The following is a 26227-nucleotide window of genomic DNA, read 5'->3' on the forward strand; positions in this document are numbered from 1 at the left end:
AAGGCCGCTGTCCTCAGGTGTGCCGGGCGGGCTGGCAGGACGGACAGAAGTAGCAGTCGCGTTCCAGGCCCGAATCCTCGGCCGCGATTTTCAGCAGCAGGATTTTCTCGCCGCAGCGCAGGCAGGGCCTGCCGGCGCGCCCATACACCCAGTAGGGCTCGCGGGTCCGCGCCACCCCGGTGGTGACCCGGCGCGGACGGTCCTTGTTGACTTCCAGCAGGCGCTGCGACATCTCGATGACCTTCCCGAGGTTCACGACCTGTCCGATCGGCGTCAGCGGGTGCAGCCGGGTGAGGAACAGGACTTCGCAGCGGTAGACGTTGCCGACCCCCGCCATCAGCCGCTGGTCCAGCAGCGCCTCGCCGATCCCGCGGTGCGGGTGCGCCCGGAAATTCTCGATCGCCAGTGGCGCATCCCAGTCCGTGCCGAGCAGGTCCGGGCCCAGATGGCCGACCAGCTGCGTTTCCTCGGCGGTGGGCACGAGCTTGACCTGGGCGATGTCGAAGCCGACGGCGGTGACGCCGTCGAAGGAAAGCACAATCCGGGCGGTGTGCGCCGGCCGCCGGAAGCGTTCACCCTGCCCGTAGAGATCCCAGCGCCCCTCCATGAGCAGGTGCGAGTGCAGGGTCAGCGGCGGCTGGTTGAACTCCGGATCCGCCGCGGCAGGCGGTTGCAAGTGCATGAGCAGGTGCTTGCCCCGCGGGACCACCTCGGCCACCGCGTACCCGGCCAGGTCCACCGTGGACAGCGACGGGACCCGGAAGTCCGAGCGCAGGATGCTTTTCCCGGCCAGCGCGCGGTGCAGTCTTGCGGTGGCCCGGTAGACGGTATCGCCTTCCGGCATGATGGAGCTCCTTTGCTGTTGCCGGACGCCGGGGAAGGCACCGGGGTGTCCAGGCTACCGCCGGAAGCGGATGCCCTGCGGGGTCGAGTAGAAGCCGGCGCCCAGCAGCGCCGCGGCCGCCGGGTGTTCCTGCACCGGATCGCCGTTGACCGTGGCGATGGCGATCTTGTCCACCGTGGCCCGGCGCAGTGCCGTGACCAGCCGGGCCGCCAGCAGCGCCCAGGCCTCGCCGCTGGGCTCGCCGAAGGCCAGCACGGTGCGCCCGCCGCGTTCAAGGTACAGCACCAGTTCGCCATCCAGCATTCCCACGATGGCCCCTGCCTTGCGCCCGGGGCGGTGCCCGGTCTGCGTGGCCGGCCACGGCAGCGCTGCGCCGTAGGGGTTGGCCGGGTCGGTGGCGGCCAGCACCATGGCTTCGGGCTGGCGGCGCGGGCCATCGGGCAGCACGAAGCCGCGCAGCCGGTCGATGGTGTTGGAGGTGGAGAACTGCGCGGCGCCCAGCTTTTCGATGAAGTAGCCGCGGCGCGCGTGGCCTGCCTCCTCCAGCTTGGACAGCACCCGGTAGAGCTGACCGAAGCCCCCGGGCACCGCCTCGGCGGCCACCGAACCGCGGGTCAGCACCCCGTAGCGTTCAAGCATGATCTCCGCGGTGGCGTGCGCGGCGATGGTCGGATCCTGCACCGGCTCGGGCAAGCGGGCCCAGCGCGCGGAGCCCCGGGTGCTGCGCGTATGCACCCCGCCCTGTTCGCGGGCCATGCGCGTCAGCCCGGAGAGCCGGTTCAGCCTCGCGGCACGGGCCCGCGGGGCGGGCTTGGCGATCTTGTGCGCGGTGCTCCCGCCGGCCAGGTAGCCGCGCACCGGCGCCAGGGTGTCCGGGGAGATGAACCCGGCCCAGAACAGCTGCCAGCAGGCCTCGGTGATCTCCTGCTCGCCCGGCGGGCGCCCCTCGCCGGGATGGATGCGCGCGGCGATCTCCTGCACGAAGTACGCCCCGGTCGGGTCGAAGGATTCGAGCACCCTGCGGGCCAGCGCATCCAGCGGCGCGGGATCCGGGACCGGCAGGCTCAGCGGGGCATGCTCGGCGGTGTGCAGCGAGAGCCAGCCGTCCTTGCCTCCGGCCGCGCCGGCGCCGCAGATGAGCACGTCCCCGGCGCTGGTCAGCTCGTCCAGCCAGGCGCTCTGGTAGCCGGGCAGCCGGGCGGGCAGCACGAAGGACTCCAGCGCGGAGGCCGGGATCTCTGCCCCGGCCAGCTGCATCGCCGCCTCGTAGACCCCCTCGCTGCCCTCCAGCCGGGAGCCGACCTGCTGCCAGGCCGGCAGGAAGCGTGCGAAGGCCGGCTGGTCCACCGGCTCCACCTCGGCGCGCAGGGCCGCCAGCGAACGGGTGCGGATGGTGCGCAGCACCTGCACGTCGCAGTACTCGTCCCCGCCCACGCCTTCGGGGATCAGCTCCACCGGGCGGAAGGCGCCCAGCGCGAGCCGTCCGGCGGCTGTCATGGCATCCAGCACCGGGCGCAGCACCGCCACGCCCAGGCCCAGCGCCCCGGAGATCTCGGTGAGCGTGAACGGGACGTGGGTGCGGGCGTAGCGCGAAACCAGGTCCTCGATGGGCCCGGCGGCGGGCTCCAGGAAGGCGGCGGGGATGCCGGTGGGCAGCGGGGTGCCCAGCGCGTCGCGCAGCTTGGCGGCGTCCTCGATGCCCGCGTAGGCCAGCTGCCCGCCGAGGCGCAGGGCGAACGCGCGCCGGGTGGCGACCAGGGATTCGGCGTGCGCGCGGGCCGCCGCCTCGGCCAGCGGCGCCTGGTCATCGGCGGGGTCGCGCAGGCGCTGCGCCAGCTGCGCGGCGGTCAGCGGGCCCAGCAGGCGCAGCAGGTCCGCGGCCCCTTCCATGCCGCTCAGCCGCCGCTTCGGGTCCAGATGCTGCAATTGGGCGGCCAGCTGCGCGATGACCTGCGAATCAAGGATCTCGCGCACGTCGTTGCGGCCCAGCAGCTCGCCCAGCAGCACCGGGTCCAGGCTCAGCGCCGCGGCCCGGCGTTCGGCCAGCGGGGCGTCGGATTCGTAGAGGAACTGCGCCACGTAGCCGAAGAGCAGCGACTGCGCGAAGGGCGAGGGCAGCTGCGTGGTGACCTCCACCAGCCGGATGGCGCGCGAGGACACCCGGGAGAGGATCCCGGTGAGCGCCGGCAGGTCGTACACGTCGTTGAGGCATTCGCGCACGGTTTCCAGGATGATCGGGAAATCCGGGTAGTTGCGGGCCACATCCAGCAGCTGGCTGGCGCGCTGGCGCTGCTGCCACAAGGGGGTGCGCTTGGTCGGGTTGATGCGCGGCAGCAGCAGCGCGCGGGCCGCGCATTCGCGGAAGCGCGCAGCGAACAGCGCGGAGTTGGCCACCTGCCCGGTGACCACGTCCACGATCTCGTCGGCCTCGAAGGCGAACAGCTCCGCCCCGGGCGGCTCGTCGTCCATGGCCGGGATGCGCAGCACGATCCCGTCGTCGGCCGCCATCGCGGAGGCGTCCAGCCCCCAGCGTTCGCGCACCCGCGCGCCGACGGCCAGCGCCCACGGGGCGTGCACCGCCAGGCCGAAAGGCGAATGCAGGATGACCCGCCAGTCGCCCAGCTCGTCGTGGAAGCGCTCCACCACGAAGGTCTGGTGGTTGGGCACCTGCCCGGTGGCCTCGCGCTGCTCGCCCAGGTAGTTCAGCAGGTTCTGCGCGGCGAAGGGATCCAGCCCGCCGGCGCCCAGGACCGCGGCGGCCTCGGAACGATCGCGGGCCAGCAGGTCGGTGGTGAATTCGCCCAGCGCCGCGCCCAGCTCCACCGGGCGGCCCAGCCCGTCGCCGTGCCAGAAGGGCAGCTTGCCGGGCTGGCCGAAGGCCGGGGTGACCAGCACCCGGTCGTGGGTGATGTCCTCGATGCGCCAGCTCGTGGCGCCCAGCGCGAAGATATCGCCCACCCGGGATTCGTAGACCATCTCCTCGTCCAGCTCGCCCACGCGCTTGGGGGCCTTGTCGTCCTCGGACCCCGCCAGGAAGACGCCGAACAGCCCGCGGTCCGGGATGGTGCCGCCGGAGATCACCGCCAGCCGCTGGGCTCCGGGGCGGGCGGAGAGCACCCCGGCATCCCGGTCCCAGACAATGCGCGGCTTGAGCGTGGCGAACTCGTCCGAGGGATATTTGCCGGTCAGCATGTCCAGCGTGGCCAGGTACACGCTGCGCGGCAGCTGCTGGTACGGGGCTGCGCGCCGGACCGTGTCGAACCAGGCCTCCACTTCTAGGTCCTCCATGGCCACCGCCGCCAGGGTCTGCTGCGCCAGCACGTCCAGCGGGTTGGCAGGGATGGCCATCTTCTCGATTTTGCCGTCGCGCATGCGGGTGACGACCAGCGCGGTGGAGAGCAGGTCGGCGCGGTGCTTGGGGAAGAAGATGCCCTGGGAGACGGATCCGACCTGGTGCCCGGCGCGGCCCACGCGCTGCAGCCCGGAGGAGACGGAATTGGGGGATTCGACCTGGATCACCAGGTCGACCAGCCCCATGTCGATGCCCAGTTCCAGCGAGCTGGTGGCGACCACAGCGCGCAGCCGGCCGAGCTTCAGGTCCTCCTCGATCGCCGCGCGGGCGTCCTTGGACACCGAGCCGTGGTGGGCGCGGGCCAGCAGCGGCGCCTCGGGATCCGCAGCCGCGGTGGAGCCGGCCTGAGCCATCATCACCGCGGGGGAGGAGGACAGCGGGTTTTGAACCGCGAAGCCCTCGCGTTCGGCATAGATTTCATTCAGCCGGCCGGTCAGCCGTTCGGCCAGCCGCCGGGAGTTGGCGAAGATGATGGTCGAGTGGTTCGCCAGCACCAGGTCCACCAGCTGGTTCTCCACGTGCGGCCAGATGCTGGCCGCGGCGGCCGGCGAGGAACCGGGACCCAGGTCGTGGGCGGCCGCCGCGGAGGGCAGGTCGGTCATGTCCTGGACCGGAACCCGCACCTCAAGCTCCCACTGCTTGGTGGATTCCGGCCGCACGGTGTGCACCGGGGCGGATCCGGCCAGGAAGCGCGCGACCTCCTCGGGCGGCTCGACGGTGGCGGACAAGCCGATGCGCTGCGCCGGGGCGGCGAGCAGGGCATCCAGCCGTTCCAGCGACAGCGCCAGATGGGTGCCGCGTTTGGAGTTGGCGATCGCATGGATCTCGTCGATGACGACCGTATGCACCTGGGACAGCGTGGTGCGCGCCTTGCTGGTGAGCATGAGGTACAGCGACTCGGGGGTGGTGATCAGGATGTCCGGGGGATTGCGCAGCAGCTGTCGGCGCTCGGAAGCGGGGGTGTCGCCCGAGCGCACGCCCACCGAAACCGAGGGTTGGGAGAGCCCCAGCTCGTGGGCGGTGGCGCGGATGCCGGCCAGCGGGGAGCGCAGGTTGCGTTCCACGTCCACGCCCAGGGCCTTGAGCGGCGAAATATAGAGCACCTTGGTGCCGGTGCCCGCCGGATGGTCGCTGTCCTGGTCCATTCCGGGCAGGGCAGGGGCATCCAGTTCCGCGTGGTGCAGCCGGTCCAGCGCCCAGAGGAAAGCCGCCAAGGTCTTGCCGGAGCCGGTCGGGGCGATCACCAGCGTGTGGTTTCCCTCGGAGATGGATGTCCAGGCGCCGACCTGTGCGGTGGTCGGCTCGGTGAAGACGTCGGTGAACCACTTCCGGGTGGCCGCGCCGAAGCGGGTAAGGACATCGCTCATGGAATCGATCCTACGTTCTGGCACGGACAGCTGGACGGCTTATTCGCCCTCGGTGATTTTACGCAGCGCCGCCAGATGGCCCACATAGGCCCGGCGGCCTTCCTTGCTCAAGCAGAGGCGCACGTGGCTGCGGCCGAGCTTGGCGAAGCGTTCGACCTCCACATATCCGGCGTCGGTGAGCTGCTTGAGGTGCTTGCTGAGCACCGAATCGGTGATACCCAGGTTCTCGCGCAGGTGGGAAAACTCGGCCCACTGCACCGGAGCAAGGCTGGCACAGATGCGCAGCCGTATCGGGGCATGGATCAGCTCGTTGAAAATTGCTGGGTCAGGCACTGCGCTCTTGCCCGTCGTAAATGCGATTCGTGATCGATTCTCGTCGCATGATTGACAACGTTACCCAGAAAACTGCCAGAAGCGCAGCGAACTTGGCCGCGACGAGCGCGGGGCCTTCAGGGATCCAAAACTGGCTGATCTGAGCGGCAAGCATCAAACCCAGGACCGCGAGCATGTATTTCCCTGAATGCCGGAGCGGAATGCGCGACTTGGGACGTTGACGCCTTTCGACAAAGAACCAGAATCCCAGCGGCACGAAGAGCAGGAGCAACCAGTACCAGAGAACCTGGTCGACGACCCCGAACATCGAAAAGTTCACTGCGCACACCATGGACGCCAAGACCACGAAGTATCGCGGCGGTTCACTTTGCTCTGCGCTCGCGGTGGCTGTGTTGTGCGCGGCCGCCAGCATTGCCGCGGCCTCGGACTTTGAAGACTCGGTTTCTTCCAGGGACATCGAAGCTCCTTTCTATGCCAGTTGTTCTTGGCCTTCCCGAACGCGGTCCTCATCCAGAGCCGACTGCATGCGGGTGAACCCGACCCATAAGATACTGAAGGAAACGATCCACTTCGCACCGATTTCCCATCCGGTCTGGGCCGTCCAGAGAAGGAGGCACTGGATCAGCATCAACGAAGCCAAGAAATGCAGCCCATAGCGCCCGGAACCTTTGAGCGCGGTCCGGGGTTTGGCGCGTCTGCGTTGCCTGGCCCATTGCCAGAGCAGCAGCGGCACAAACAATGCGGAGATCCACAGTAGCGAGGTGCCTGAGGAACCATCTCTGAGGCTGACGAGCGTCGACATGATTGCGACAATACCCAGCCCGAAAATCATCGAGGATTCACTGGTTGCGAGCATCTTTTCTGAGTGCTGGACTGCATCTGACAAAGCCCTGGATGCTTCACTTGAGGGAACAAGTCGAGAATCTTCCGAACCCATCGAAACCTCACTTTCCATCATGGAAAGTCTTTCCCTCCGTTGCTGGAAAGTCAAGAGGATGTGGAAATTTAAATGTGGTGGTACTTTCCGCCTGCCAAGATGTCCTGCGCGCGGTACAGCTGCTCGGTGAGGATCAAGCGCACCAGTTGGTGCGGGAACACCAGCTTGGACAATGACCACGTGAAGTTCGCCCGCGCGTGGACGGTCGGGTCCACGCCGTAGGCGCCGCCGATGATGATCACGACATTGCGGGAGGAATCGATGGGCGTGCGCAGGGTATTGGCCAGCGCGGGGGAATCGACGTTCTTCCCGCGCTCGTCGAGCAGCACGACGAAGTCGCGGTCATCGATCTTGGCCAGGATGCGGGCCGACTCCTCGGTACGCGCCGCATCGTTTTCCCGCGAAGAGTGGGAGAGCAGCTGCCATGAGAGGTCGAAGGGTTTCTTCAACCGCTTCTCATAGCGGGAGATTCCCTCGTCCACCCATGACTCATGCTTCTTGCCGACGGCCAACACCTTGATTGTCATGGTTCCATTCTTCCGCATGGCCGACGGACAGCGAACGCAAGGGGTCTGTGGATACGATGGAGACCATGCGATCTTCATGGTTTTTCCGCCCAGGCCAGCGATCACGCGGCGTGCAGGCGTTGTGGATCGCCTTTGGGCTCATCGTGGCGCTGTTTTATTTCACCCGGCGGATGCTGGTCTCACTCAGGATCGGGGGCTGGTCCACGGACGTTGACCTGCCGGTTGAGCAATGGGTGCTGGCGCACCAGGACCCCGTGTGGCATTCGATTGCCTATGGGCTGTATCTCTGGGGGTCCACGCCCGGCATGACCCTGACCATGGTTGTCCTGACTGCCATCATTTGTTTCTGGTCGCGCAGCTGGTGGCCGTTGGCGACCGTGGCTTTTACCGCCCTGGGTTCGGTGCTGCTGACCATTGTGCTCAAATCGGCACTGCAGGTTGCCCGTCCGAACGGGGTTCCCGGGGGACCTGCGCCTCCGGACTCCTATTCATTCCCGAGCGGCCACACCCTCAACGCAGCGGCCTTGATCGGCATTGCTGCCTACTTGGCCATCGTCTACGGGTTGAGGCGCTACGCCTACCTGCTGGGTGGCATTGCGGTGCTCTTTGTCGCAGCCATGGGCGCATCTCGCATCTACATTTCCCACCATTGGCTATCCGATGTCTTGGTCGGGTTGCTGATCGGCGCAGGTTGGGCCGCTGTCGTGGCCGTACTGCACTACTTCTTCGTTCCATCGAAGAGGATTCGCTGATATTCATAGATCTTTGAACATCTCCATGCAGATGTGACATTAACTTCAAACATACTTCTGACATCGCGGGCCAAGAGTTTGGCCCGCGATGCGCTGTCTTGAGGCGGCTTGCTCGATGTTCCGCACCTTCATGGTTCCGAGACGGCGCCTTCATGCACGTCAGTCCGCGGATCCCCGGGATGCAATGTATTGTTCAACAATCCAATGGAGAATCGAGCCATGGGTTCGGGGGCCAACAGGCGTGCCCCCGCCTGTTCCAGCGACTGAGAATTTACCGCGCTTCTTTCTCATTCGGTGAGAATTCCGATTTGTCCTCATCGCGCGCATGACCGAACAATGGTTCATTGTGCCTGCTTCCGCCCGTTGGCTGAATCGCACCCAAGAAGTTGTTCGCGGCCGTCTCCGGCCTCTCGATGAAGGTGTCATGAACGTAAGGAAAGAGGCTGAATCGCAGACCGCACGGGTTTTGTGGATTCTCTCTGCATTGGCGAAGGTTCCGCAGGCAAGTGTGCGCGAATTGTCCACGGAAACGGGTATTCCGGTGAGCTCGGTGTACCGCCTGCTGGATCACCTGGTGTTCTCCGGATTCGTGCACAAGACCTCCTCCGGGCACTACGGCGCGGGAGCCGCAGCGGTGCAGCTTGCCGAACGCTACTGGGACTCCAGTCTGGACTCCGGAACCGTCACTCCCTACCTGCGCCAGCTGGCCCAGGACACCGGGGAGCTCGCCGCATTCATCGTGGCCCACGGGGCCGAATCGGTGTGTGTTGAATCGATTGATTCATCACAGCTGCTGCGGTGCAGCTACACGGTCGGAACCACCCAGCCGTTGACCCTCGGCGCCTCGGCGACGATGCTGCTGGCCTACATGTCGGCCGAGCAGCGGGCGGCGGTCCTCGACTTCCACGAGGTGGACGACGCGACCCGCCAATACGTCAACAGCGCCTGCGCCACGGCCCGAGCCTCCGGCTATGCGGTCAGCCTCTCCCAGGTCGAAGAGGGTGTCTGGACTGTCAGCGCTCCGGTGACCGACATCGATGGAGACGTGCAAGGGGTGGTGAGCCTGATGGCTCCGGCCCACCGCAGCCTGGAACGGCAAGCCGAACTGATCCAACAAACTTGCAAAACCGCACTGAGCCTGAGTGGAGGAATCAAATGACCTGGAAACAGGCAACCGGCTGGACCGGACGCAACGATGGACCTGGTCCGGAACATTCACGTTGGCACAACACCATCCAGACTTGGACCGACGGAGCCGAGCCCGGGGCCGTGCTGCTGGGCTTCGCCAGCGACGAAGGCGTACGCCGCAACAAGGGTCGGGTGGGTGCGCGCGACGGGGCGCAGGCCCTGCGCGCCGCGCTGTCCTCGATCGCGCTGCACGAACCGATCAGGCTTTACGACGCCGGCGACATCGAGGTTGACGGCGAGGATCTGGAAGCCGGCCAGGACGCGTTCGCGGATGTGCTGGCCCGGCTGCTGCGCGAGGGACACTTCACCGTGGGCCTCGGCGGTGGCCACGAAATCACCTTCGCCAGCTACGCCGGACTGGCCCGCGCCCTGGGCGAGGACTCCAGCTGGAGCCTGGGCATCATGAACATCGACGCGCACTTCGACCTGCGCGAGGCTCCGCTGCCGAGTTCCGGCACCGGTTTTGCGCAGATCGCCAAGGCCCAGGCCGCCGCCGGACGCCCCTTCCGCTACGCCGCCGTGGGCATCAGCGAGGCGGCCAACACCAAGGTGCTTTTCGACCGCGCCGCCGAGCTGGGTGTCGAGGTGCTGCTGGATACCGAATGCCATTGGGGCAACCTGCCGGCGGTGCACGAGTTCATCGCGAACTTCGCGGGCTCGGTGGACCACCTGTACCTGACCATCGACCTGGACGCGCTGCCCGCCAGCGTGGCCCCGGGCGTCAGCGCCCCAGCCGGCTTCGGCGTGAGCCTGGAAGTGGTCCGCGAGATCGTCCTGGCCGCCGCCCGCAGCGGCAAGCTCAAGCACGCGGACATTGCGGAGCTCAACCCTCTCTTTGACATCGATCAGCGCACTGCCCGCACCGGCGCACGCCTGCTCAATGACCTGATCTTGAACCGAGGTTAAGATATATGGAATTACAGTTGTCCTTGGTTCAGACCGCGGCCCTGGCGCTGATCCTGCTGGTCTTCGGCGAATTCGCGCGGCGCCGCGTGGCCTTCCTGGAGAAGTTCTGCATCCCCGCACCCGTCGTCGGCGGTTTCCTTTTCGCCCTGCTGGTGCTGGTCCTGCGCCAGACCGGGACCGTTGAAATCTCGCTTGACACCTCCTTGCAGACCCCGGCGATGATCGCGTTCTTCACCACCATCGGCCTGGCCGGTTCGCTGGCCACCATCAAGAAGGGCGGCAAGCTCCTTCTGGTCTACCTGGTGGCCTGCTGGACGCTGGCCTTCGCGCAGAACATCATCGGCATGGGCATGGCCAAGGTGCTGGGCGTGGATCCGATGCTGGGCATCATGGCCGGAGCGGTCAGCCTCGAAGGCGGCCACGGCGGCGCGGCGGCCTTCGGCCCGACCGCCGAGTCCCTGGGCGTGGAAGGCGCCACCACCGTGGCCATCGCCTCGGCGACCTTCGGCCTGGTGGCAGGCAGCCTGATCGGCGGCATGCTCGCCAGCTTCCTGATGCACCGCCACAAGATCCAGGTGCCTGCCAAGTCCCAGTCCCCGGCCGAAAAGGCCGTCGTGGGCTACGGGGTGAAGAAGCTTGCCGGCGGCGGCGGATTCGCCGGCGGCCCGGCCACCGGCGAGGATCTCGACGAGGCCATCAAGCAGCCGGGCGACGAGATCAGCAACTACTCATCGATCCTTTCCACCGCCACGGTCATCGGCATCATCATGGTGCTGGGCATGCTGCTGGGCGACTGGATCGCGCAGATGACCGGCTTCTCGCTGCCCGCCTACGTGGGCGCCATGATCGCCGCGGTGATCTTCCGCAACCTGAACGACAAGTTCAACTGGGTGAAGATCAACGACGACTCGGCCAACCTGATTTCCCAGCTGACCCTCGGCTTCTTCCTGACCCAGGCCATGATGAGCCTGAAGATCTGGGAACTGGCGAACCTCGCCGGTCCGCTGTCCATCATCCTGCTGGTGCAGCTGGTGTTCATCACCCTGTTCAGCGCGATCGTGGTCTTCCGCATCATGGGCAAGAACTACGACGCCGCCACCATGGTCGCCGGCTTCATGGGCCACGGCCTGGGCGCGACCCCCAACGCCCTGGCCAACATGGATTCCTTCAACGCCAAGTACGGCGTGCGCTCGGAGAAGGCGTTCCTGATCGTGCCGCTGGCCGGCGCGGTGCTCATCGACCTGGTGGCGCTGCCGTGGATCGTATGGTGCATGAACCTGGTGGCCTAGCCGTTTAGGCCGACCCTTCAAACGGCGGTGCTCCCGGAACATCGAGAAGGCGATGTCCCGTGAGCACTGCCGTTTCCGGGGCTTCCTAGTTCAGCACCCGCACCGGCTTGCCCTTCGCCCAGGCCCGGATGTCCGCGGCGGCGTCCTGGTAGAACATGGCGAACTGCTCCACCGTCACGTAGCCGATGTGCGGGGTGGCGATGACCCCGCGGGTTGCCGCCAAGCGGTCGCCTTCCGGCAGCGGCTCCACGTCGAAGACGTCCACCGCGGCCAGGTAGAGCTGCTCGTTCTCCAACGCATCAATGAGCGCATCGGTCTGCACGATGCTGCTGCGCGAGGTGTTCACGAAAATCGCGTCAGGCTTCATCCAGGCCAGCTGCTTGGAGCCCACCACCCCGGTGCTGCGCTCGGAGAGCTTCAGGTGGATGCTCAGCACGTCGCTGGTGGCGAACAGCTCGTGCTCGCTGACCTTGCGCACGCCGACTTCCGCGGCGCGCTCCGCGGTCAGGTTCTGGCTGTAGGCGATGACGTGCATGCCGAAGGCCAGCCCGATCTTCGCCACGCGCGAGCCGAGGTTGCCCAGGCCGTAGACGCCCAGTGTCTTGCCCGACAGCCCGATGCCCAGGGTGCTCTGCCACCTTGTGGGGTGCTCCAGGGGGCGCTGCGCGGAGAAGATTTCCACATCCAGGCGCCGGGCCGCCGCGAGGATCAGCGCCCAGGTATGCTCGGCGGCGTCGGTGGCGATGTATCCGGTGTGGCTGACGAGAATGCCGTGCTCCGCGGCCGCTTCGAGGTCGATGGAGCCGTTGCGCCGCCCGGTGGTCACCAGCAGCTTCAGGTTCGGCAGGGCCTGCAGCCGGGAGCGCGGAAACGGCGTGCGTTCGCGCATCGCGACGATGACGTCGAAGGGCTCAAGCGCGGCGAGCACCGCGGTGTCGTCATGCCCCAGGAATTCGGTGAAGACGCTCAGTTCGGCGTCCAGCTCCTGGGCCAAGGACTGGAAATCGGCGAGCGTGCGGGAGATGTCGTGGTAATCGTCGAGGACGGCAATTCGCATGGCTCAATACTAAGCACCACGGGCGCCGGGATACGAGAGTATTCCTCCGTATTTCCGCTGACCAGCGCGCAGTCTGGCAGACTGGGTGGAAACTTTCCGGGGAAGGGACCCTCCATGGACGTGAATCAGGCGCTGCTGGCCGGGCGGCGCGGGCGCAGGCTGCTGAGCGGCGTCGTGCTGTCCGGGAGCACTTCCCAGGCGCAGCGCCTGATGCGTGCGGTGTCCGACGCGTCCTATGAAGTGGCGCAGCAGCGCGGTGACGGGGTTGCTCGTTTCACCCTGGTCGCCGAAGAAACAATCGCCGAGGCGCAGGATTCCCCCGCAGAGGAAGCCGTGGCATCAATTGCCGAGATTGCGCAGATGATCCGCACCGTGCCCCTGCCCGAGGCGACACCCGAACTGCTTCGCTCCGCGCTGGCGGACAGCGTGGATTGGGCCATGTACTGGCAGCCGCCGGATGCCGAGGACACCCTGCTGGCGGATCCGCGGATCATCGAAGCACTGGAGCGGGTTGCCGAGCATGTCGCATCAACCGGCATCATCCAGGGCTGGATGGCCGCATCAACGCCAGAGAACCAGTGGATGATCACCTGGACGGGCGACGGCACCGAAGGCCAGTGGGAACCGGGGCTGGAACCCGCGCACTCCCAGCTGAAGGCCTGGAACCAAGAGCTCGTGGCGAAGGAGCGCTCCCGCAGGGGCGACCTGCGGGAAGGGGTGGACACGCTGGCCAGCGGGCGCTGGTGGTCGGATCCGCCGGGTGGGCTGTACCGGAGTTTCGGGACCTTCGACAACGGGGCGCCCATCGGCATGCTCTGCGTGGAAGACGGCATGGGTTGGAGCGCGGCGACGGTCCAGCGCCTGCAGGTCGAATGCCGCAAGCCGGTATTCCACATCACCGAGCCGGGCCACTGGGCACAGCTGTGCCGCCGGTACCCGCTGGAGGTCAGCGCCACGATGCGGCGCAACTGGTGTGAAACGACAGGGCGCGACGGGTTCTGGGTCCAGCCAGACTGGCAGGCTGTGGCCGGGGACTACGACGGGGTGCACCTGGGCATCGACGCCTATCTGGCTTGCGCGGGGGAGATCATCGAGGTGGACGCCGGGCGTGCCAGCCTCATTGCGGGGTGGAACCCCGATCAGACGTATTGGTTCACCGATGACGCGCTGCGCGTGGGGGAGAGCCTGGACTGGGAACTGGGTGATGAGGGCTTGCAGCACACCTGGGTGCGCAGCGAGCAGTCAGGCAAGAGCGCATAAGGAGCGGCGCCGTCCCGCGCGACAGCTTGCGGCTGTCTCTGCGCGGGACGGCGCCGCCGTGCTCAGGCGAACCCGGTGCTACCGTGGGTCCTCGTATTCGGCGAGCACCTTCTTGCCGATCTTGAAGGCGACGTTGGCCGCGGGCACCGAGCAGTAGATGGCGCTTTGGAGGAAAACTTCCTTGATCTCGTCCGGGGTCATGCCGTTGCGCAGGGCCGCGTGCACGTGCATTTCCAGCTCCTCCCAGTAGCCGCCGGCGATCATGGCGGTCAGCGTGATGGCGCTGCGTGTGGTGCGCGGCAGGCCGTCGCGGGTCCAGATGGTGCCCCACGCAAAGCGGGTGATCATTTCCTGGAATTCGTTGGTGAAGTCGTTCGAGGTGCTGCTGGCGCGGTCGACGTGCTCGTTGCCGAGCACGTCGCGGCGCACCGACATGCCGGCGTCGTAGGTGTCGCCGGGCAGGCGCTGGGAATCAGTCATGTAGCTGGGCCTTTGCTAGTTGGCGGTGAAGAAGTTGATCAGCTCGCGCGCGGTGGCCGCCGGATCCTCGGCCGGGGCCAGGTGGGCCACGGTGTCGATGATGGCGGCCGCGCCCTTCGGCGCGTGCTCGGCGATGAACTGGGCGTCGGCCGGCGGGCAGACCTGGTCGTGGGCGCCGTTCAGCCCCAGGATCGGATCGGTCATGGCCGCCAGCTGCTCACGCAGGTCGAATCCGGCCAGCGCGCCGCAGGCGTGGGCGTAGGAGAAGCGGTCCGCATCCTGCAGGTTGTGAAGCAAATTGGTGGAGGTCACCGCGTCCTTCTCGATGAAGCCCGGGGCGAACCAGCGCTGCGCGGAGCCGACCACCATGGTCGGGGTGCCGGCCGAAGCCACCAGCTCCGCACGTTCGGTCCAGGCCTCCGGGGTGCCGATCTTCGCCGCCGAGCACACCACGGACAGGCCCTTGAAGGCTCCGGGGTAGTCGTTGGCCAACTGGAGGGCGATGGCCCCTCCCACCGAGACGCCGGCGTAGTACAACGCCGTGTCCTGGCCGATGACCCCGTCGCCGCGCAGCGCGTCGACGGCGTTCATGACGCCCCGGGCCAGTTCGGCCATGGTGAACGGCTCGGTGGACGGCTTGCTTTCGCCGTGGCCGGGCAGGTCCCAGGCAATGAGCTGGAAGTTGTCCTTCAGGTAGGGGACAGCGGGTCCCCACAGGTGCAGCGAGGAGGTGCCCAGCGAGGGGCCCAGGACCAGCGTCGGCAGGGACGCGTCGAGGTGCAGCAGCGAGGGGGTTAGTTGTGGGACAGCCATGATTCCTTCCACAGGGCATAGTCGGCAAGAACGGTATGGGTGAAGCGTACGGCGCTGCCCAGATATCCGGCGGGGTCCAGCAGCCTGTCCAGCTGCGCGTCGGAGAGGTCCGCGTGGGAGATCTCCAGGCGCAGCAGCTGGCGCAGGCCGATGCCGTCGGTGAGCGAACGCAGCACAAGTTTCTGGATGGCGGGTTTGCCGCCGGCGATCACCGGGGCCAGCACGGTGGCGATGCGCTCGGAGAGCACCGCGTCCCCGCCCAGGGCGAGGTTGCGGGCCAGCGCCGGCTCGTTGACGACCATCCCGTTGGCCAGCACGTCGGCGTGCTCTGCGGCGCCCGCGGCCAGGCGCAGCAGTTCGCGCAGCGCAGGCCACTCGGCGTGCCAGCCGCCGTCCGGGCGTTCGTCCGCGGCGGTGCCCGCGGCGGTGAACAGGGTGGAGACCAGGCCCGGGGCGCCCAGCGCCGCGGTGCGCAGCAGCAGCGAATGCACGGGGTTCTGCTTCTGCGGCATGGCGGAGGACCCGCCCTTGCCGGCCTCGCGCGGTTCGGACAGTTCGCCGATTTCCGGACGGGAGGCGGTGAGCACGTCGGTGCCGAAGGTGCCCAGCGCGGCGATCACCGCGCCCAGCGCGGCGCCGGTCTGCAGCAGCGGCACGCGGTTGGTATGCCAGGGAACCTGCGGGTCGGCCAGCTGAAGCTCGGAGGCCAGCCGCGCGGCCAGCTGTGCGCTGTCCGCCGTGCTGTCGGAAGTCGACAGGAACTGCTCCAGCGAGGCCAGCGTGCCCACCGCGCCGCCCCATTGCAGCGGCAGCGCGGCGGCCACCTCCTCGAGCCGGCGGCCGGCGGCGACCAGTGCGGACAGCCAGGATGCGGCCTTCCAGCCGAAGGTGGTGGGCAGCGCATGCTGGGTCAGCGAGCGGGCGATGCACGGGGTCGTCTCGTGTTCGCGGGCCAGCGTCGCCAGCCCGGTGGCGGCCGAACGCAGGCGGTCGAGCAATGCCCCGGTGCCGCGGGCCAGCAGCAGCATCAGCGCGGTGTCGATGATGTCCTGGCTGGTGGCGCCGCGGTGCAGCGCCGCGCCGGAGCCTGCCGGGGCGCCGTCCTCGGCCAGCCGGGCGCGCATCATGCCCAGCAGCGGGATCAGCGCGTTCGCCCCGTCGGGGGTGCGCTGCGCCAGTTCGGCCAGGTCGTAGCGCTCCGCCCGGGCCACTGCGTCCACGGCGGCGGCCTGCGCCGGCGTGCACAACCCGGCGGCCGCCTGCACCCGCACCCAGGCGGCCTCGACATCCAGCATCGCCTGCACGAACGCCGCGTCATCGGCCAGCCGGGCACCGGCCCCGCCGGCCCAGACGGGGTTGAGCACCCCGTAGTCGGCATTAGTCATCGATCAACCTCACTTCGGCACTGCGGCCAAGGGTACTACGTAGGGCGCCCCGCCGGGGCGGGAAGCCGCGGTGCGCGGGCACCTGCAGCTTCCACCCTAGCGGGGCAGTTTCTCTTCTTGTCTTCAGCTTTCGCGCGGGTAGGACAGGAACACGGTTTCGTCCTCGCCCTGCAGGCGGATGTCGAAACGCAGCGAGCCGTCCTCCTCGCGGGCGGCGATCAGCGTCTTGCGGCGGTCCTCGGGCAGCGAGGCCAGCAGCGGGTCATTGGCCAGCGCTTCGGTGTCCTCCGGCAGGTAGATGCGGGTGAACAGGCGGTTGAGCAGGCCGCGGGCGAAGACGGTGAGCATGATGAACGGGGCCTTGCCCTCCTCGGTGGGGCCCGGGTTCACCGTGGTGAAGGTGTAGTGGCCCACGTTGTCCACCGGTACGCGGCCCCAGCCGGTGAAGGTGTAGCCGTCGCGGACCAGCGAACCGTCGGCCGAGGCCACGTTGCCGTGCTCGTCCGCCTGCCAGATTTCCAGCAGCGAGTCCGGGATGACCTCGCCGTTGCCGTCGTAGACCACGCCGTGCAGGCGCACCGCGGCAGGGTGGGCCTGGTTGACCAGTTCGCCGCCCTTCTCGAAGGGCAGCGCGTAGCCGTAGAACGGGCCGATGGTCTGTCCCGGGGTCGGGACGAGCTTCAGTTCAGGTGCCTGTGCCATTTAGTGGTCCCCCTCTTCGTCTTCCATCCAGGTGCGGTTGCTGCCGGTGAGCACGATGTCCCAGTTGTAGCCGGTGGCCCATTCGTGGCTCGTGATCGAGTGGTCGTAGGTCGCGACCAGGCGGTCTCGGGCCTTCTGGTCGGTGATCGCCTGGTAGATCGGGTCCAGGGCGAACAACGGATCGCCCGGGAAGTACATCTGGGTGATCATGCGCTGGGTGAAGTCGGTGCCGAACAGCGAGAAGTGGATGTGCGCCGGGCGCCAGGCGTTGTGGTGGTTCTTCCACGGGTACGGGGCCGGCTTGATGGTGGTGAAGGAGTATTCGCCGTTCGGTCCGGTGATCGCGCGGCCCACGCCGGTGAAGTTCGGGTCGATCGGGGCCGGGTGCTGGTCGCGCTTGTGCACGTAGCGGCCGGCGGCGTTGGCCTGCCAGACCTCGATCAGCTGGCCCGCCACCGGGCGGCCGTCGCCGTCCAGCACCCGGCCGGCCACGACGATGCGCTCGCCGATCGGTTCGCCGTTGTGCTGGATGGTCAGGTCCGATTCCAGGATGTGCACGTCGCGCTGGCCGAAGGCCGGGGAGTGCAGCTCGATGGTTTCCGGGTCGGTGTGGTGCAGGTTCTTGGTCGGGTGGCGCAGCAGCGAGGAACGGTAGGGCACGAAGTCGACCCGCGGCTGGGTTTCCTCCTTGGCCCCGGCCAGCACCTGCTGGCGGTAGGCCTCGTGGATGTCGCGGATTTCGGTGCTGATGTCCTCCTGCGACGCGGTGGACGCGGCGGGATCCAGGACATGGGCGTTCTCGAAGGACTCGTCCGGTGCGGTCTGGGTGCTCATCGGTGGGCTCCTTTCGGGTTTGGTGGGCGGTGTGGTTCTGGAATCGGGAGTTAGGAGTGCGGCCAGCCGGTGTAGGACTCGGCCAGGTACTGCTGCCCGTACCGCGAGGAGGTCACGGTATCGAGTTCTCCCAGGGCACGCTGGGCCATGAACGGATCGGCGTTCACCGGCGTGTGCAGCATGGAGGTCATCCAGTAGGAGAAGTTCTGGGCCTTCCAGACCCGCTTCAGGGCGAGGTCCGAGTAGCCTCCCAGCAGCTTGTCGCTGCCGGTGGAGAAGAACGAGTCGAGAGCTTCGAAAAGCACCTTCACATCGGCGAAGGCCAGGTTCAGGCCCTTGGCCCCGGTGGGCGGCACGGTGTGGCCGGCGTCGCCGATCAGGAACATGCGTCCGTGCGACAGCGGCTGGCGCACGAAGGAGCGGAAGCCCAGCACGGTCTTGTCGAAGATCGGCCCGGTCTTCAGCTCGAAGCCGTCCGGCCCGGCCACGCGCTGGTTCAGCTCGCTCCAGATGCGGTCCTCGCTCCAGTCGTCCACGTTCTCGTTCGGGTCGCACTGGAAGTACATGCGCTGCACGGTTTCGCTGCGCTGCGAGATCAGCGCGAAGCCGTGCGGGGAGTTCGCGTAGATCAGCTCCGGGGAGGACTTCGGGGCTTCGGTGAGGATCCCGAACCAGGCGAAGGGGTAGGTGACCTTGAAATCCTGCTTCACGGAATCCGGCATCTGGCGGCGGGCGAAGGAGCGCGAGCCGTCGGCGCCGACGATCACGTCCGCGTGCACCTCGAACAGCGTGCCCTCGGCGTCGGTGAAGCGGAACTTCGGGGTGCTGGTTTCCAGATCCAGGATCTCGGTGACCTCGCAGTTGAAGCGCACGTCGCCGTTGTCGCGTGCACGGGCCGCGGCCAGGTCCACGAACACCTCGTTCTGGGCGTACAGGGTGACGGTGGCGTCCACCAGCTCGCGGAAGTCCAGCGGGTGGGATTCGCCGTTGAAGCGCAGGTCGATGCCGGAGTGCTCGTCGCCGTGGGTCAGCACGCGGCCCTCGACGCCGGAATCGGTGAGCATGGAGACCGCCTGGGCCTCCAGGATGCCTGCGCGGTGGGTGTTGCGGATGGTTTCGTGGTCGCGCATCTCGATAACGATGTTCTCGATGCCGGACTTGGACAGCAGGTGGGAGAGCATCAAGCCGGCGGGGCCGCCGCCGATGATGCCGACCTTGGTTTTCAGAATACGGGCTGCCTGCGCCATGGGGTTCCTTTATGTGTACTGCCATGTGTTGTGGGAGATGACCGGCCTGCGCGGCCGCGTCGTCAACATGGACGCCGACGATGAATCTTCTACAGCATGACGGTGCCGTGCCTCACACTTCCCCTCCCTTCCCGATGAATGAGAAAAATGGGGTTTCCGCGCGGCTGGCAATCTGCAAGGCGCCGTGGTGGACCCGTTGGCAGCGGTGGTACTTTCGCTACAGTATGCCGGGCCTACCGCGCCGCTTCGCTGATGATTCTGAGGAGCACCAATGTCTGATCCAGAAAAAATGTCTGATCCGGGAAAGCAGCCGTTCACGAAGGGCGGGGAGGACAACGTCGTCATCGAGAGGGAATTGTTCGGGGTGAGCAGGAAGCCCCGGGAAGCGGGCCTCGACGAGCTCAAGGCCCCGATTTCCAGTGCGGAGCTCAGCCGGGGGCCGAAGGACCTGGGCGAGGATCCCGGGCCGAAGGTCAACTGGCGGGTCTTCGCCATCGCCGCTGCGGTCATCGTCGCCTTCTCCCTGTGGGCCATGTTCGCCCCGGGGCACGCGGCCTCCACGATGCACAGCATGGTGTCCTGGATCGCGGAGAACCTGGGCTGGTTCTACGTCATCACGGTCACCCTGGTGGTGGCCTTCGTGCTGTGGGTCGCCTTCTCCAAGGAGGGCAGCGTGCGCCTGGGGCCGGATCATTCGCGGCCCCAGTACAAGCTGGTGACCTGGGTGGCGATGCTCTTCGCGGCGGGCGTGGGCATCGACATGCTCTTCTACTCGGTCACCGGACCGATCACCCAGTACCTCGCCCCGCCGGCGGCCGACCCCGAGTCGGCGGCGGCAGCGCAGGACGCGGTGGTGTGGACGATGTTCCACTACGGCATCGCCGGCTGGTCCATGTATTCGCTGCTGGGCATGGCCATGGGCTACTTCGCCTACCGCTGGGGCATGCCGCTGTCCATCCGCGCGGTGCTCTATCCGCTGCTGGGCAAGCGCGTGCGCGGCGCGGCCGGAGACGTCATCGACATCTTCGCGCTGGTGGGAACCGTCTTCGGCGTGGCAACGTCGATGGGCATCGGCGTGGTGCTGCTGAACGTGGGCTTCTCGATGATCTTCGGGCTGCCCGAAGGGCTGGCGCTGCAGATCGCGCTGGTGCTGGTGGCGGTGCTGATGACCATCGTGGCGTGCACCTCCGGCATGGACAAGGGCATCAGGCTGATCTCCGAGCTGAACATGTGGGCGGCCGGTGCCATGGTGCTCTACATCCTGGTCACCGGCCATACCTCCTTCCTGCTCAACTCCTTCGTGGAGAACATCGGCCGGTTCATCGTCACCCTGCCCGAACGCACGCTGCAGACCTTCGCCTACCAGGACGGGGGAGCCGAATGGATGGGCAGCTGGACGCTGTTCTTCTGGGCCTTCTGGCTGGCCTGGGGCCCGTTCGTCGGATTGTTCCTGGCCCGGATTTCCCGAGGCCGCACGCTGCGCGAATTCGTGATCGCCGCGATCACCGCGCCGGTGCTGTGCGATTTCTTCATCGTCTGCACCTTCGGCAACTCGGCGCTCTGGGAGGTGTTCAACGGGAACCGCGGGTTCGCCGAACTGGCCATGGCGAACCCGGAGCAGGGCTGGTACGAGCTGCTCTCGAAATTCCCCGGAGCGCCCTTCCTGATCGGCCTGGCCACGCTGTCGGGCCTGCTGTTCTACCTGACCAGCGCCAACTCCGGGGCCATGGTGATGTCGAACTTCTCCTCCACCATCAAGGACCCGAGCCAGGACGGCGCCAAGTGGATGCGCATCTTCTGGGCGCTGGTCACCGCGCTTCTCACCATCGCCATGCTGATCGCCGGCGGGGTGACCACCATGGAATACGCGACCCTGATCTTCGCGCTGCCGGTGACCATCATCGCCTACCTGGTGATGGCCTCCTTCTTCAAGGTGCTGCGCATGGAACGCGCGGAACGCGAAGGCCAGGTGCTGCGCCGCCGCTCGACCGCGGCGGACGGCGGCACCGCCCCGGAGAAGACCTGGCGCCAACGGCTGGCCGGGCTGCGCGCCTACCCCTCGGACCGCGCGGTCGGCCAGTACGTGCGCGAGACCCTGCACCCCGCGCTGAAGGACGTGGCCGCGGAATTCACGCAGCTGGGCTACGACGCGCAGCTGTCCTCGCTGGCCGGCGCGGACAGCGGGATCACCGAGTACACGCTGCAGGTCAACATCGAGAGCCACCGCAGCTTCCAGTACCGCACCGCCGCGGTGCAGGCGCCGGTGCCGGCCTTCGGCGGCCGCGCCATGTCGCGCCAGATCGACGTGTACTACCGGCTGGAAGTCTTCACGCACACCGGCTCCGAGGGGTACGACCTGATGGGGCTGAGCCGCCAGCAGATCATCAACGACGTGCTGGACCGCTTCGAGTCGCACCTGGGATTCCTGCAGTACTCCAGCGAAAAGGACTACGCCTCGGTGCTCACCCCGCCGCCGCCTACCACCGGCACGATCCCGCTGGTGGACAACGAGGCGGCCGACGAGCCGGACGAGGGCGCCCCGGGCGATCCGCCGGAGGATCGAAGGTGACAGGATCCGGCCGGCTTAGGCATAACCTCCAGGCTGGCCTAAGCTGGCGGTAACCCGCCAACTGCCTGGCGGATTGGAAACTTGCCGCTCTACTGAATGGATGGTCATGGCACCGGGCACCGCACAGCGTATTGGAGTCCTGGGGCATGGGGCCATCGGTTCCCTGGTGGCCGCCGAGCTCGCGGCCGGCCGCGTGGCAGGGGGCGTGCTGGAAGGCGTCATCCTGCGCCGCGGGCAGGAGCTGCCCTACGCGCAGTTCTCGCTGGATGACGCGCTGGAACGCTGCGATCTGATCGTCGAATGCGCCGGCCAGCAGGCGGTGCGCGACCATGCGGCGGCGATCCTCGACGCCGGGGTCGACCTGCTGCTGATCTCTCTGGGCGCGCTGGCGGACCGGGGCCTCGCCGAGCGGCTGGCCCACGCCGGGCCCGGCCGCCTGTTCTGCAGCCCGGGCGCGGTGGGAGGCCTGGACCTGCTGGCCTCCGGCGCCCACATGGGTGCGTTCTCCGAGGTTCTCATCACCACCCGCAAACTCCCCTCAACGCTGGTCCAGCCGTGGATGGGTGCCGCCCGACGCGCAGGGCTGGAATCCGCCGCCGCGCCTGTCGAGGTCTTTGCCGGGCCGGCCCGGCAGGCGGCGCAGCAGTTCCCCAAGTCACTGAATGTCGCGGCGGCGGTGGCGCTGGCGGTCGGGAACTGGGACGTGGTTTCCGTGCGCCTGCTGGCCGACCCCCTGGCCGAGCTGACCGAGCATACGATCGAAGCCCGCGGCGCCAGCGGCGACTACTGCTTTTCCATCAAGAACCAGCCCTCGGCGCGCAATCCCCGCACCAGCGGCGTGGTGCCCTGGGCGGTGCTGCGCTCGCTCGAGGCCGCGCTCGGAGCGCGCGGCGGGCTGATCTAGCTCTCCGCCGCGTGGCCCAGCGCGCGGGAGATGCCTCGGGCCGCGGTGCGCAACGCCAGCGCGGCGGCGGGCAGCGTCGCGGAACCGCGCGGCACCACCACGGACAGCACCGCCAGCGCGTAGCCCTGCAGGTCCAGGATGGGCGCGGCCACGCCGGTGGTCTCCTCGTCGATGTAGCCGTCCATGGAGGCGAAGCCGTTGCGCCGGATCTCCGCCATTTCGGCGCGGAAGTTCGGGTGGGTGGCCAGCATCAGCTCGCGGTGGCGCTCAAGGAACCCGTGGATGGCCTCCGGCCGGGAGAAGGCCAGCAGCGCCATGCCCATGGAGGTGCGGTGCACCGGCATGCGCCCGGCCACGCTGGCCTGGTTGACCACCGATCCCGGGCGGGAGAGCCGCTCGATGATCAGCACCTCGTCCTCGTGCAGCATCGACAGCTGGGTGTTCTGCCCCAGCAGCTGGTTGATGTCCTCCATGAAGGGCAGGGCCGCCTTGCGCAGGTCCTGGGTGGCGGCGCTGCGGTTCGCCAGTTCCCACAGGCGCAGACCCAGGGTCACCTGGCCGTCCTTGCCGCGGGATAGCAGGCCGTGGGACACCATCTCGTCGAGCAGCCGGTACATGGTCGCCTTGGGAATCTGCGCGCGCCGGGCCAGCGCCAGCACGCTCATCGACGGCGTGTGCTGGTCGAACGCGTCGAGGATGCGGACCAATCGGTCCAGCATCGAATCCCCACTGGGCGAATTGGCCATGGAACCTACTCTAACTGCACGATCCGGCAGGCGGCCGGACGAAGAACGCCGGACCCCTGGAAGGGGATCCGGCGTTGCTCGATTCGAATGGGCGGGGTGCGCCGCTAGGAGCTCTTGGGCTTGGGGATCTGCGCGATGACCAGGACCGCGATCAGCGCCGCACCGCCGTAGAGGAAGAACGCGCCCGGGTAGGCGGTGCCGGCGGCGACCATCAGGCCGGTGACGTAGGGGCCGATGATCGCGCCGAAGCGGCCGATGCCCGAGGCCAGGCCGATGCCGGTGGCCACCATGTCCCGCGGGTACACGTGGCCCGCGTAGACGTACATCAGGCACTGCGAGCTGAAGACGAAGACGCCGGTCACGAACAATACCGCGGTCAGCAGCGCCTGGCTGCCGAAGGGCACGGCCAGCAGGACCAGGAACACCGCGGAAGCGGCGAACCAGAGCAGCGAGACGAGCTTGATTCCCTTGGCATCGGCGGCGTAGGCGCTGATGATGAGTCCGGCGATCGCGCCGAGGTTCAGCACGAAGAGCATGGTCAGCGAGTCGGCCACCGGGTAGCCGGCCGCGCCCATGATCTTCGGCAGCCAGGCGTTCAAGCCGTAGACCAGCACCAGGCCCATGAAGGCCGCGATCCACAGGCCTATGGAGCTGCGCAGGTACTTGGGCTTGAGCACGTCCATGATGGAGGTGCGCTCGCCGGAAGGGGTGACGTCGCTTTCGGGCAGCTTGAACCACAGCAGCGCCAGCAGCACCAGGCCCAGCCCGCCGCCCAGATAGTAGAGGATCGACCAGTGGATTCCGGCGGCCTTGCCTGCCAGCGAGGCCAGCACCGCACCGAGGTGGTAGCCGACCATCGGCAGGTTGTTGGCCAGCGCGCGGCGTCCCACCGGAGCATTTTCCTGCATCAGCGCCAGCGCGACCGGCATGCATCCGCCCAGGCCGAGGCCTGCGATGAAGCGCACCAGCCCCATCAAGGTTGCCGAGGGCATGAGCGGGAAGACGAGGGTGAAGATCGAGAAGACGAGCACCGCGAGCAGCAGCGGACGACGCCGGCCGAAACGGTCGGCCAGCCGCCCCATGAAGGCCGCGCCCACACCCACGCCGATCAGCGAGAAGGTGTTGACCCAGTTCATTTGGTCGACGCTGAAGCCGCCGACCCCCGGATCGGTGAGCACGGGAATGGTCGCGCCCAGGGCGACGATGTCGTAGCCCTCGAAGACCACGATGAAGAAGCAGAGGGCGGCAATCCAGCCACCGAGTTTGACTGGTGTGGTGCCGGCGGGTGTCGTGGCCAAGGGGAGGTCCTTTCGAAAACTACTCGCGATGAATGGTGATCCTCATCATGACCTAGTGAGACTAGCACCTCATTCGTAAAACGCACAAATGTTCACCATGTGAACTTTTGGGGTGGATATTTCCGTGCCAGACCTTGAGGTTGCGGGCAAAGGGCTGGTAAAGTTCTTATTATGAACTTAAGTTCACACAGTGAACTTTTTGAGCGATGGAGCACCGACTGATGCAGCAGGCTTATCTATACGACGCAATCCGCACGCCCTTCGGCAAGATCGGTGGTGCGCTATCCGGGCACCGCCCCGACGACCTGGCCGCCCACGTGGTCCGCGAGCTGGTGGCCCGCTCGTCCGCGCTGGATCCGGCAACCATCGACGAGTCGATCTTCGGCAATGCCAACGGCGCCGGCGAGGAAAACCGCAACGTCGCCCGCATGGCCACCCTGCTGGCCGGCCTGCCCACCACCCTCCCCGGCACCACGATGAACCGGCTGTGCGGCTCCTCGCTGGACGCGGCCATCGCCGCCTCCCGCCAGGTCGCCACCGGGGACGCCGACCTGGTGCTGGTCGGCGGCGTCGAGTCGATGAGCCGCGCGCCCTGGGTGCTGCCCAAGACCGAGCGCCCCTTCCCGATGAGCAACCTCGAGCTGTCCAACACCACCCTGGGCTGGCGCCTGGTCAACCCGGCGATGCCGGGCGAATGGACCGTCTCGCTGGGCGAGGCCACCGAGCAGCTGCGCGAACGCCACCAGATCACCCGCGAGGACCAGGACGAATTCTCCGCCCGCTCGCACCAGCAGGCCGCCGCGGCCTGGGACGCGGGCAAGTACCAGGACCTGGTGGTCCCGGTGCCGCCGGCGAACAAGCGCGGGACGGAAACGAGCCGGGATGAGACCATCCGCGCGGACTCCACCGCGCAGACCCTGGCCGGGCTGCGCACCGTGTTCCGCACCGGCGAGAACGCCACCGTCACCGCCGGCAACGCCTCGCCGATGTCCGACGGCGCCTCGGCCGCCTTCATCGGTTCTGAGCGCGGCGGCCAGCTGCTGGGCGCCAAGCCCATCGCCCGTATCGTCTCCAACGGAGCCTTCGCGCTGGATCCGCAGTTCTTCGGCTTCGCCCCGGTTCAAGCCGCCAACAAGGCAGTCGCCAAGGCCGGACTGACCTGGAAGGACATCGCCGCGGTCGAGCTGAATGAGGCGTTTGCCGCCCAGTCGCTGGCCTGCGTGCGGGCCTGGGAGATCGACGAATCCATCGTCAACGCCTGGGGCGGCGCGATCGCCATCGGCCACCCGCTGGGGGCCTCGGGCCTGCGCATCCTGGGCACCCTGGCCCGCCGCCTGGCCGAATCTGGCCAGCGCTACGGGGTGGCCGCCATCTGCATCGGCGTGGGCCAGGGCCTTGCCGTGGTCCTGGAAAACACCAGCGCCTAACACCACCAGA

23 protein-coding genes are annotated in these 26227 nt (G+C 67.5%); 8 read left to right on the top strand and 15 right to left on the bottom strand.

Features of this window, described 5'->3' with window-relative positions:
• Window positions 1–13: 13 nt before the first annotated feature.
• The 6 genes from JQN66_RS01910 to JQN66_RS01935 are packed head-to-tail and all read right to left on the bottom strand — an operon-like array spanning window position 14 to window position 7360.
• A complete protein-coding gene (locus JQN66_RS01910) occupies window positions 14–844 on the bottom strand; it encodes a DNA-formamidopyrimidine glycosylase family protein (protein WP_204676427.1) in 831 nt (276 codons plus the stop codon).
• A 54-nt stretch (window positions 845–898) separates the two neighbouring features.
• Window positions 899–5563: an ATP-dependent helicase gene (locus JQN66_RS01915; protein WP_204676428.1), complete on the bottom strand. Its 4665-nt coding sequence runs from the start codon at window positions 5561–5563 to the stop codon at window positions 899–901.
• Window positions 5564–5602: 39 nt separating this feature from the next.
• Window positions 5603–5896, bottom strand: a complete 294-nt coding sequence (locus JQN66_RS01920) for a transcriptional regulator (protein WP_204676429.1) — start codon at window positions 5894–5896, stop codon at window positions 5603–5605.
• Complete coding sequence (locus JQN66_RS01925) at window positions 5889–6353, bottom strand: hypothetical protein (protein WP_204676430.1); 465 nt, start codon at window positions 6351–6353, stop codon at window positions 5889–5891. Before JQN66_RS01925 ends, JQN66_RS01920 begins: the two co-directional genes overlap by 8 nt.
• A 12-nt stretch (window positions 6354–6365) precedes the next feature.
• On the bottom strand, window positions 6366–6854 hold the full coding sequence (locus JQN66_RS01930) for a hypothetical protein (RefSeq protein WP_204676431.1): 489 nt from the start codon (window positions 6852–6854) through the stop codon (window positions 6366–6368).
• Between the two features lie 47 nt (window positions 6855–6901).
• On the bottom strand, window positions 6902–7360 hold the full coding sequence (locus JQN66_RS01935; protein WP_204676432.1) for a 23S rRNA (pseudouridine(1915)-N(3))-methyltransferase RlmH: 459 nt from the start codon (window positions 7358–7360) through the stop codon (window positions 6902–6904).
• 65 nt (window positions 7361–7425) lie between these two features.
• Here JQN66_RS01935 and JQN66_RS01940 point away from each other — a divergent pair, with 65 nt between their 5' ends.
• The 4 genes from JQN66_RS01940 (at window position 7426) to JQN66_RS01955 (ending at window position 11495) form a co-directional block, all read left to right on the top strand.
• Window positions 7426–8112: a phosphatase PAP2 family protein gene (locus JQN66_RS01940; protein ID WP_204676433.1), complete on the top strand. Its 687-nt coding sequence runs from the start codon at window positions 7426–7428 to the stop codon at window positions 8110–8112.
• A 424-nt stretch (window positions 8113–8536) separates the two neighbouring features.
• Complete coding sequence (locus JQN66_RS01945) at window positions 8537–9271, top strand: IclR family transcriptional regulator (protein ID WP_204676434.1); 735 nt, start codon at window positions 8537–8539, stop codon at window positions 9269–9271.
• On the top strand, window positions 9268–10206 hold the full coding sequence (gene hutG / locus JQN66_RS01950; protein WP_204676435.1) for a formimidoylglutamase: 939 nt from the start codon (window positions 9268–9270) through the stop codon (window positions 10204–10206). Before JQN66_RS01945 ends, hutG begins: the two co-directional genes overlap by 4 nt.
• Window positions 10207–10211: 5 nt before the next feature.
• A complete protein-coding gene (locus JQN66_RS01955; protein ID WP_204676436.1) occupies window positions 10212–11495 on the top strand; it encodes a sodium/glutamate symporter in 1284 nt (427 codons plus the stop codon).
• A gap of 85 nt (window positions 11496–11580) precedes the next feature.
• On the opposite strand, the gene JQN66_RS01960 is transcribed toward JQN66_RS01955, so the two are convergent.
• Window positions 11581–12552: a D-2-hydroxyacid dehydrogenase family protein gene (locus JQN66_RS01960; RefSeq protein ID WP_204676437.1), complete on the bottom strand. Its 972-nt coding sequence runs from the start codon at window positions 12550–12552 to the stop codon at window positions 11581–11583.
• A gap of 114 nt (window positions 12553–12666) precedes the next feature.
• On the opposite strand from JQN66_RS01960, the gene JQN66_RS01965 reads away from it, so the two are divergent.
• Entirely contained in the window at window positions 12667–13812 is a 1146-nt protein-coding gene (locus tag JQN66_RS01965) for a hypothetical protein (RefSeq protein ID WP_204676438.1), read from the top strand.
• A 78-nt stretch (window positions 13813–13890) separates the two neighbouring features.
• Here JQN66_RS01965 and pcaC read toward each other — a convergent pair whose 3' ends face one another.
• The 6 genes from pcaC to JQN66_RS01995 all read right to left on the bottom strand — a co-directional run bounded on the left by pcaC (window position 13891) and on the right by JQN66_RS01995 (window position 19273).
• Window positions 13891–14292: a 4-carboxymuconolactone decarboxylase gene (gene pcaC, locus JQN66_RS01970; RefSeq protein ID WP_204676439.1), complete on the bottom strand. Its 402-nt coding sequence runs from the start codon at window positions 14290–14292 to the stop codon at window positions 13891–13893.
• A gap of 15 nt (window positions 14293–14307) precedes the next feature.
• Complete coding sequence (locus tag JQN66_RS01975; protein WP_204676440.1) at window positions 14308–15105, bottom strand: alpha/beta fold hydrolase; 798 nt, start codon at window positions 15103–15105, stop codon at window positions 14308–14310.
• A complete protein-coding gene (locus JQN66_RS01980; protein WP_204676441.1) occupies window positions 15087–16490 on the bottom strand; it encodes a lyase family protein in 1404 nt (467 codons plus the stop codon). Before JQN66_RS01980 ends, JQN66_RS01975 begins: the two co-directional genes overlap by 19 nt.
• 123 nt (window positions 16491–16613) lie before the next feature.
• Window positions 16614–17192, bottom strand: coding sequence for a protocatechuate 3,4-dioxygenase subunit alpha (gene pcaG / locus JQN66_RS01985; RefSeq protein ID WP_204676442.1), 579 nt, complete (start codon window positions 17190–17192; stop codon window positions 16614–16616).
• Window positions 17193–18026, bottom strand: a complete 834-nt coding sequence (gene pcaH, locus JQN66_RS01990) for a protocatechuate 3,4-dioxygenase subunit beta (RefSeq protein ID WP_204676443.1) — start codon at window positions 18024–18026, stop codon at window positions 17193–17195.
• A 50-nt stretch (window positions 18027–18076) separates the two neighbouring features.
• Window positions 18077–19273, bottom strand: a complete 1197-nt coding sequence (locus tag JQN66_RS01995; protein WP_204676444.1) for a 4-hydroxybenzoate 3-monooxygenase — start codon at window positions 19271–19273, stop codon at window positions 18077–18079.
• Window positions 19274–19544: 271 nt separating this feature from the next.
• On the opposite strand from JQN66_RS01995, the gene betT reads away from it, so the two are divergent.
• Window positions 19545–21842, top strand: coding sequence for a choline BCCT transporter BetT (gene betT, locus JQN66_RS02000; RefSeq protein WP_420870944.1), 2298 nt, complete (start codon window positions 19545–19547; stop codon window positions 21840–21842).
• Between the two features lie 106 nt (window positions 21843–21948).
• Window positions 21949–22746: an aspartate dehydrogenase domain-containing protein gene (locus JQN66_RS02005; protein ID WP_204676445.1), complete on the top strand. Its 798-nt coding sequence runs from the start codon at window positions 21949–21951 to the stop codon at window positions 22744–22746.
• Here the strand turns inward: JQN66_RS02005 and JQN66_RS02010 are convergent.
• On the bottom strand, window positions 22743–23492 hold the full coding sequence (locus JQN66_RS02010) for an IclR family transcriptional regulator (protein WP_204676446.1): 750 nt from the start codon (window positions 23490–23492) through the stop codon (window positions 22743–22745). The two genes, JQN66_RS02005 and JQN66_RS02010, sit on opposite strands and share 4 nt — an antisense overlap.
• Window positions 23493–23596: 104 nt before the next feature.
• Window positions 23597–24790, bottom strand: coding sequence for an MFS transporter (locus tag JQN66_RS02015; RefSeq protein WP_239464108.1), 1194 nt, complete (start codon window positions 24788–24790; stop codon window positions 23597–23599).
• A gap of 221 nt (window positions 24791–25011) precedes the next feature.
• On the opposite strand from JQN66_RS02015, the gene JQN66_RS02020 reads away from it, so the two are divergent.
• On the top strand, window positions 25012–26217 hold the full coding sequence (locus tag JQN66_RS02020; RefSeq protein ID WP_204676447.1) for a thiolase family protein: 1206 nt from the start codon (window positions 25012–25014) through the stop codon (window positions 26215–26217).
• The last annotated feature ends 10 nt before the right edge of the window (window positions 26218–26227 follow it).

Source organism: Glutamicibacter protophormiae (assembly GCF_016894325.1).
GTDB classification, from domain to species: Bacteria; Actinomycetota; Actinomycetes; order Actinomycetales; family Micrococcaceae; genus Glutamicibacter; species Glutamicibacter protophormiae.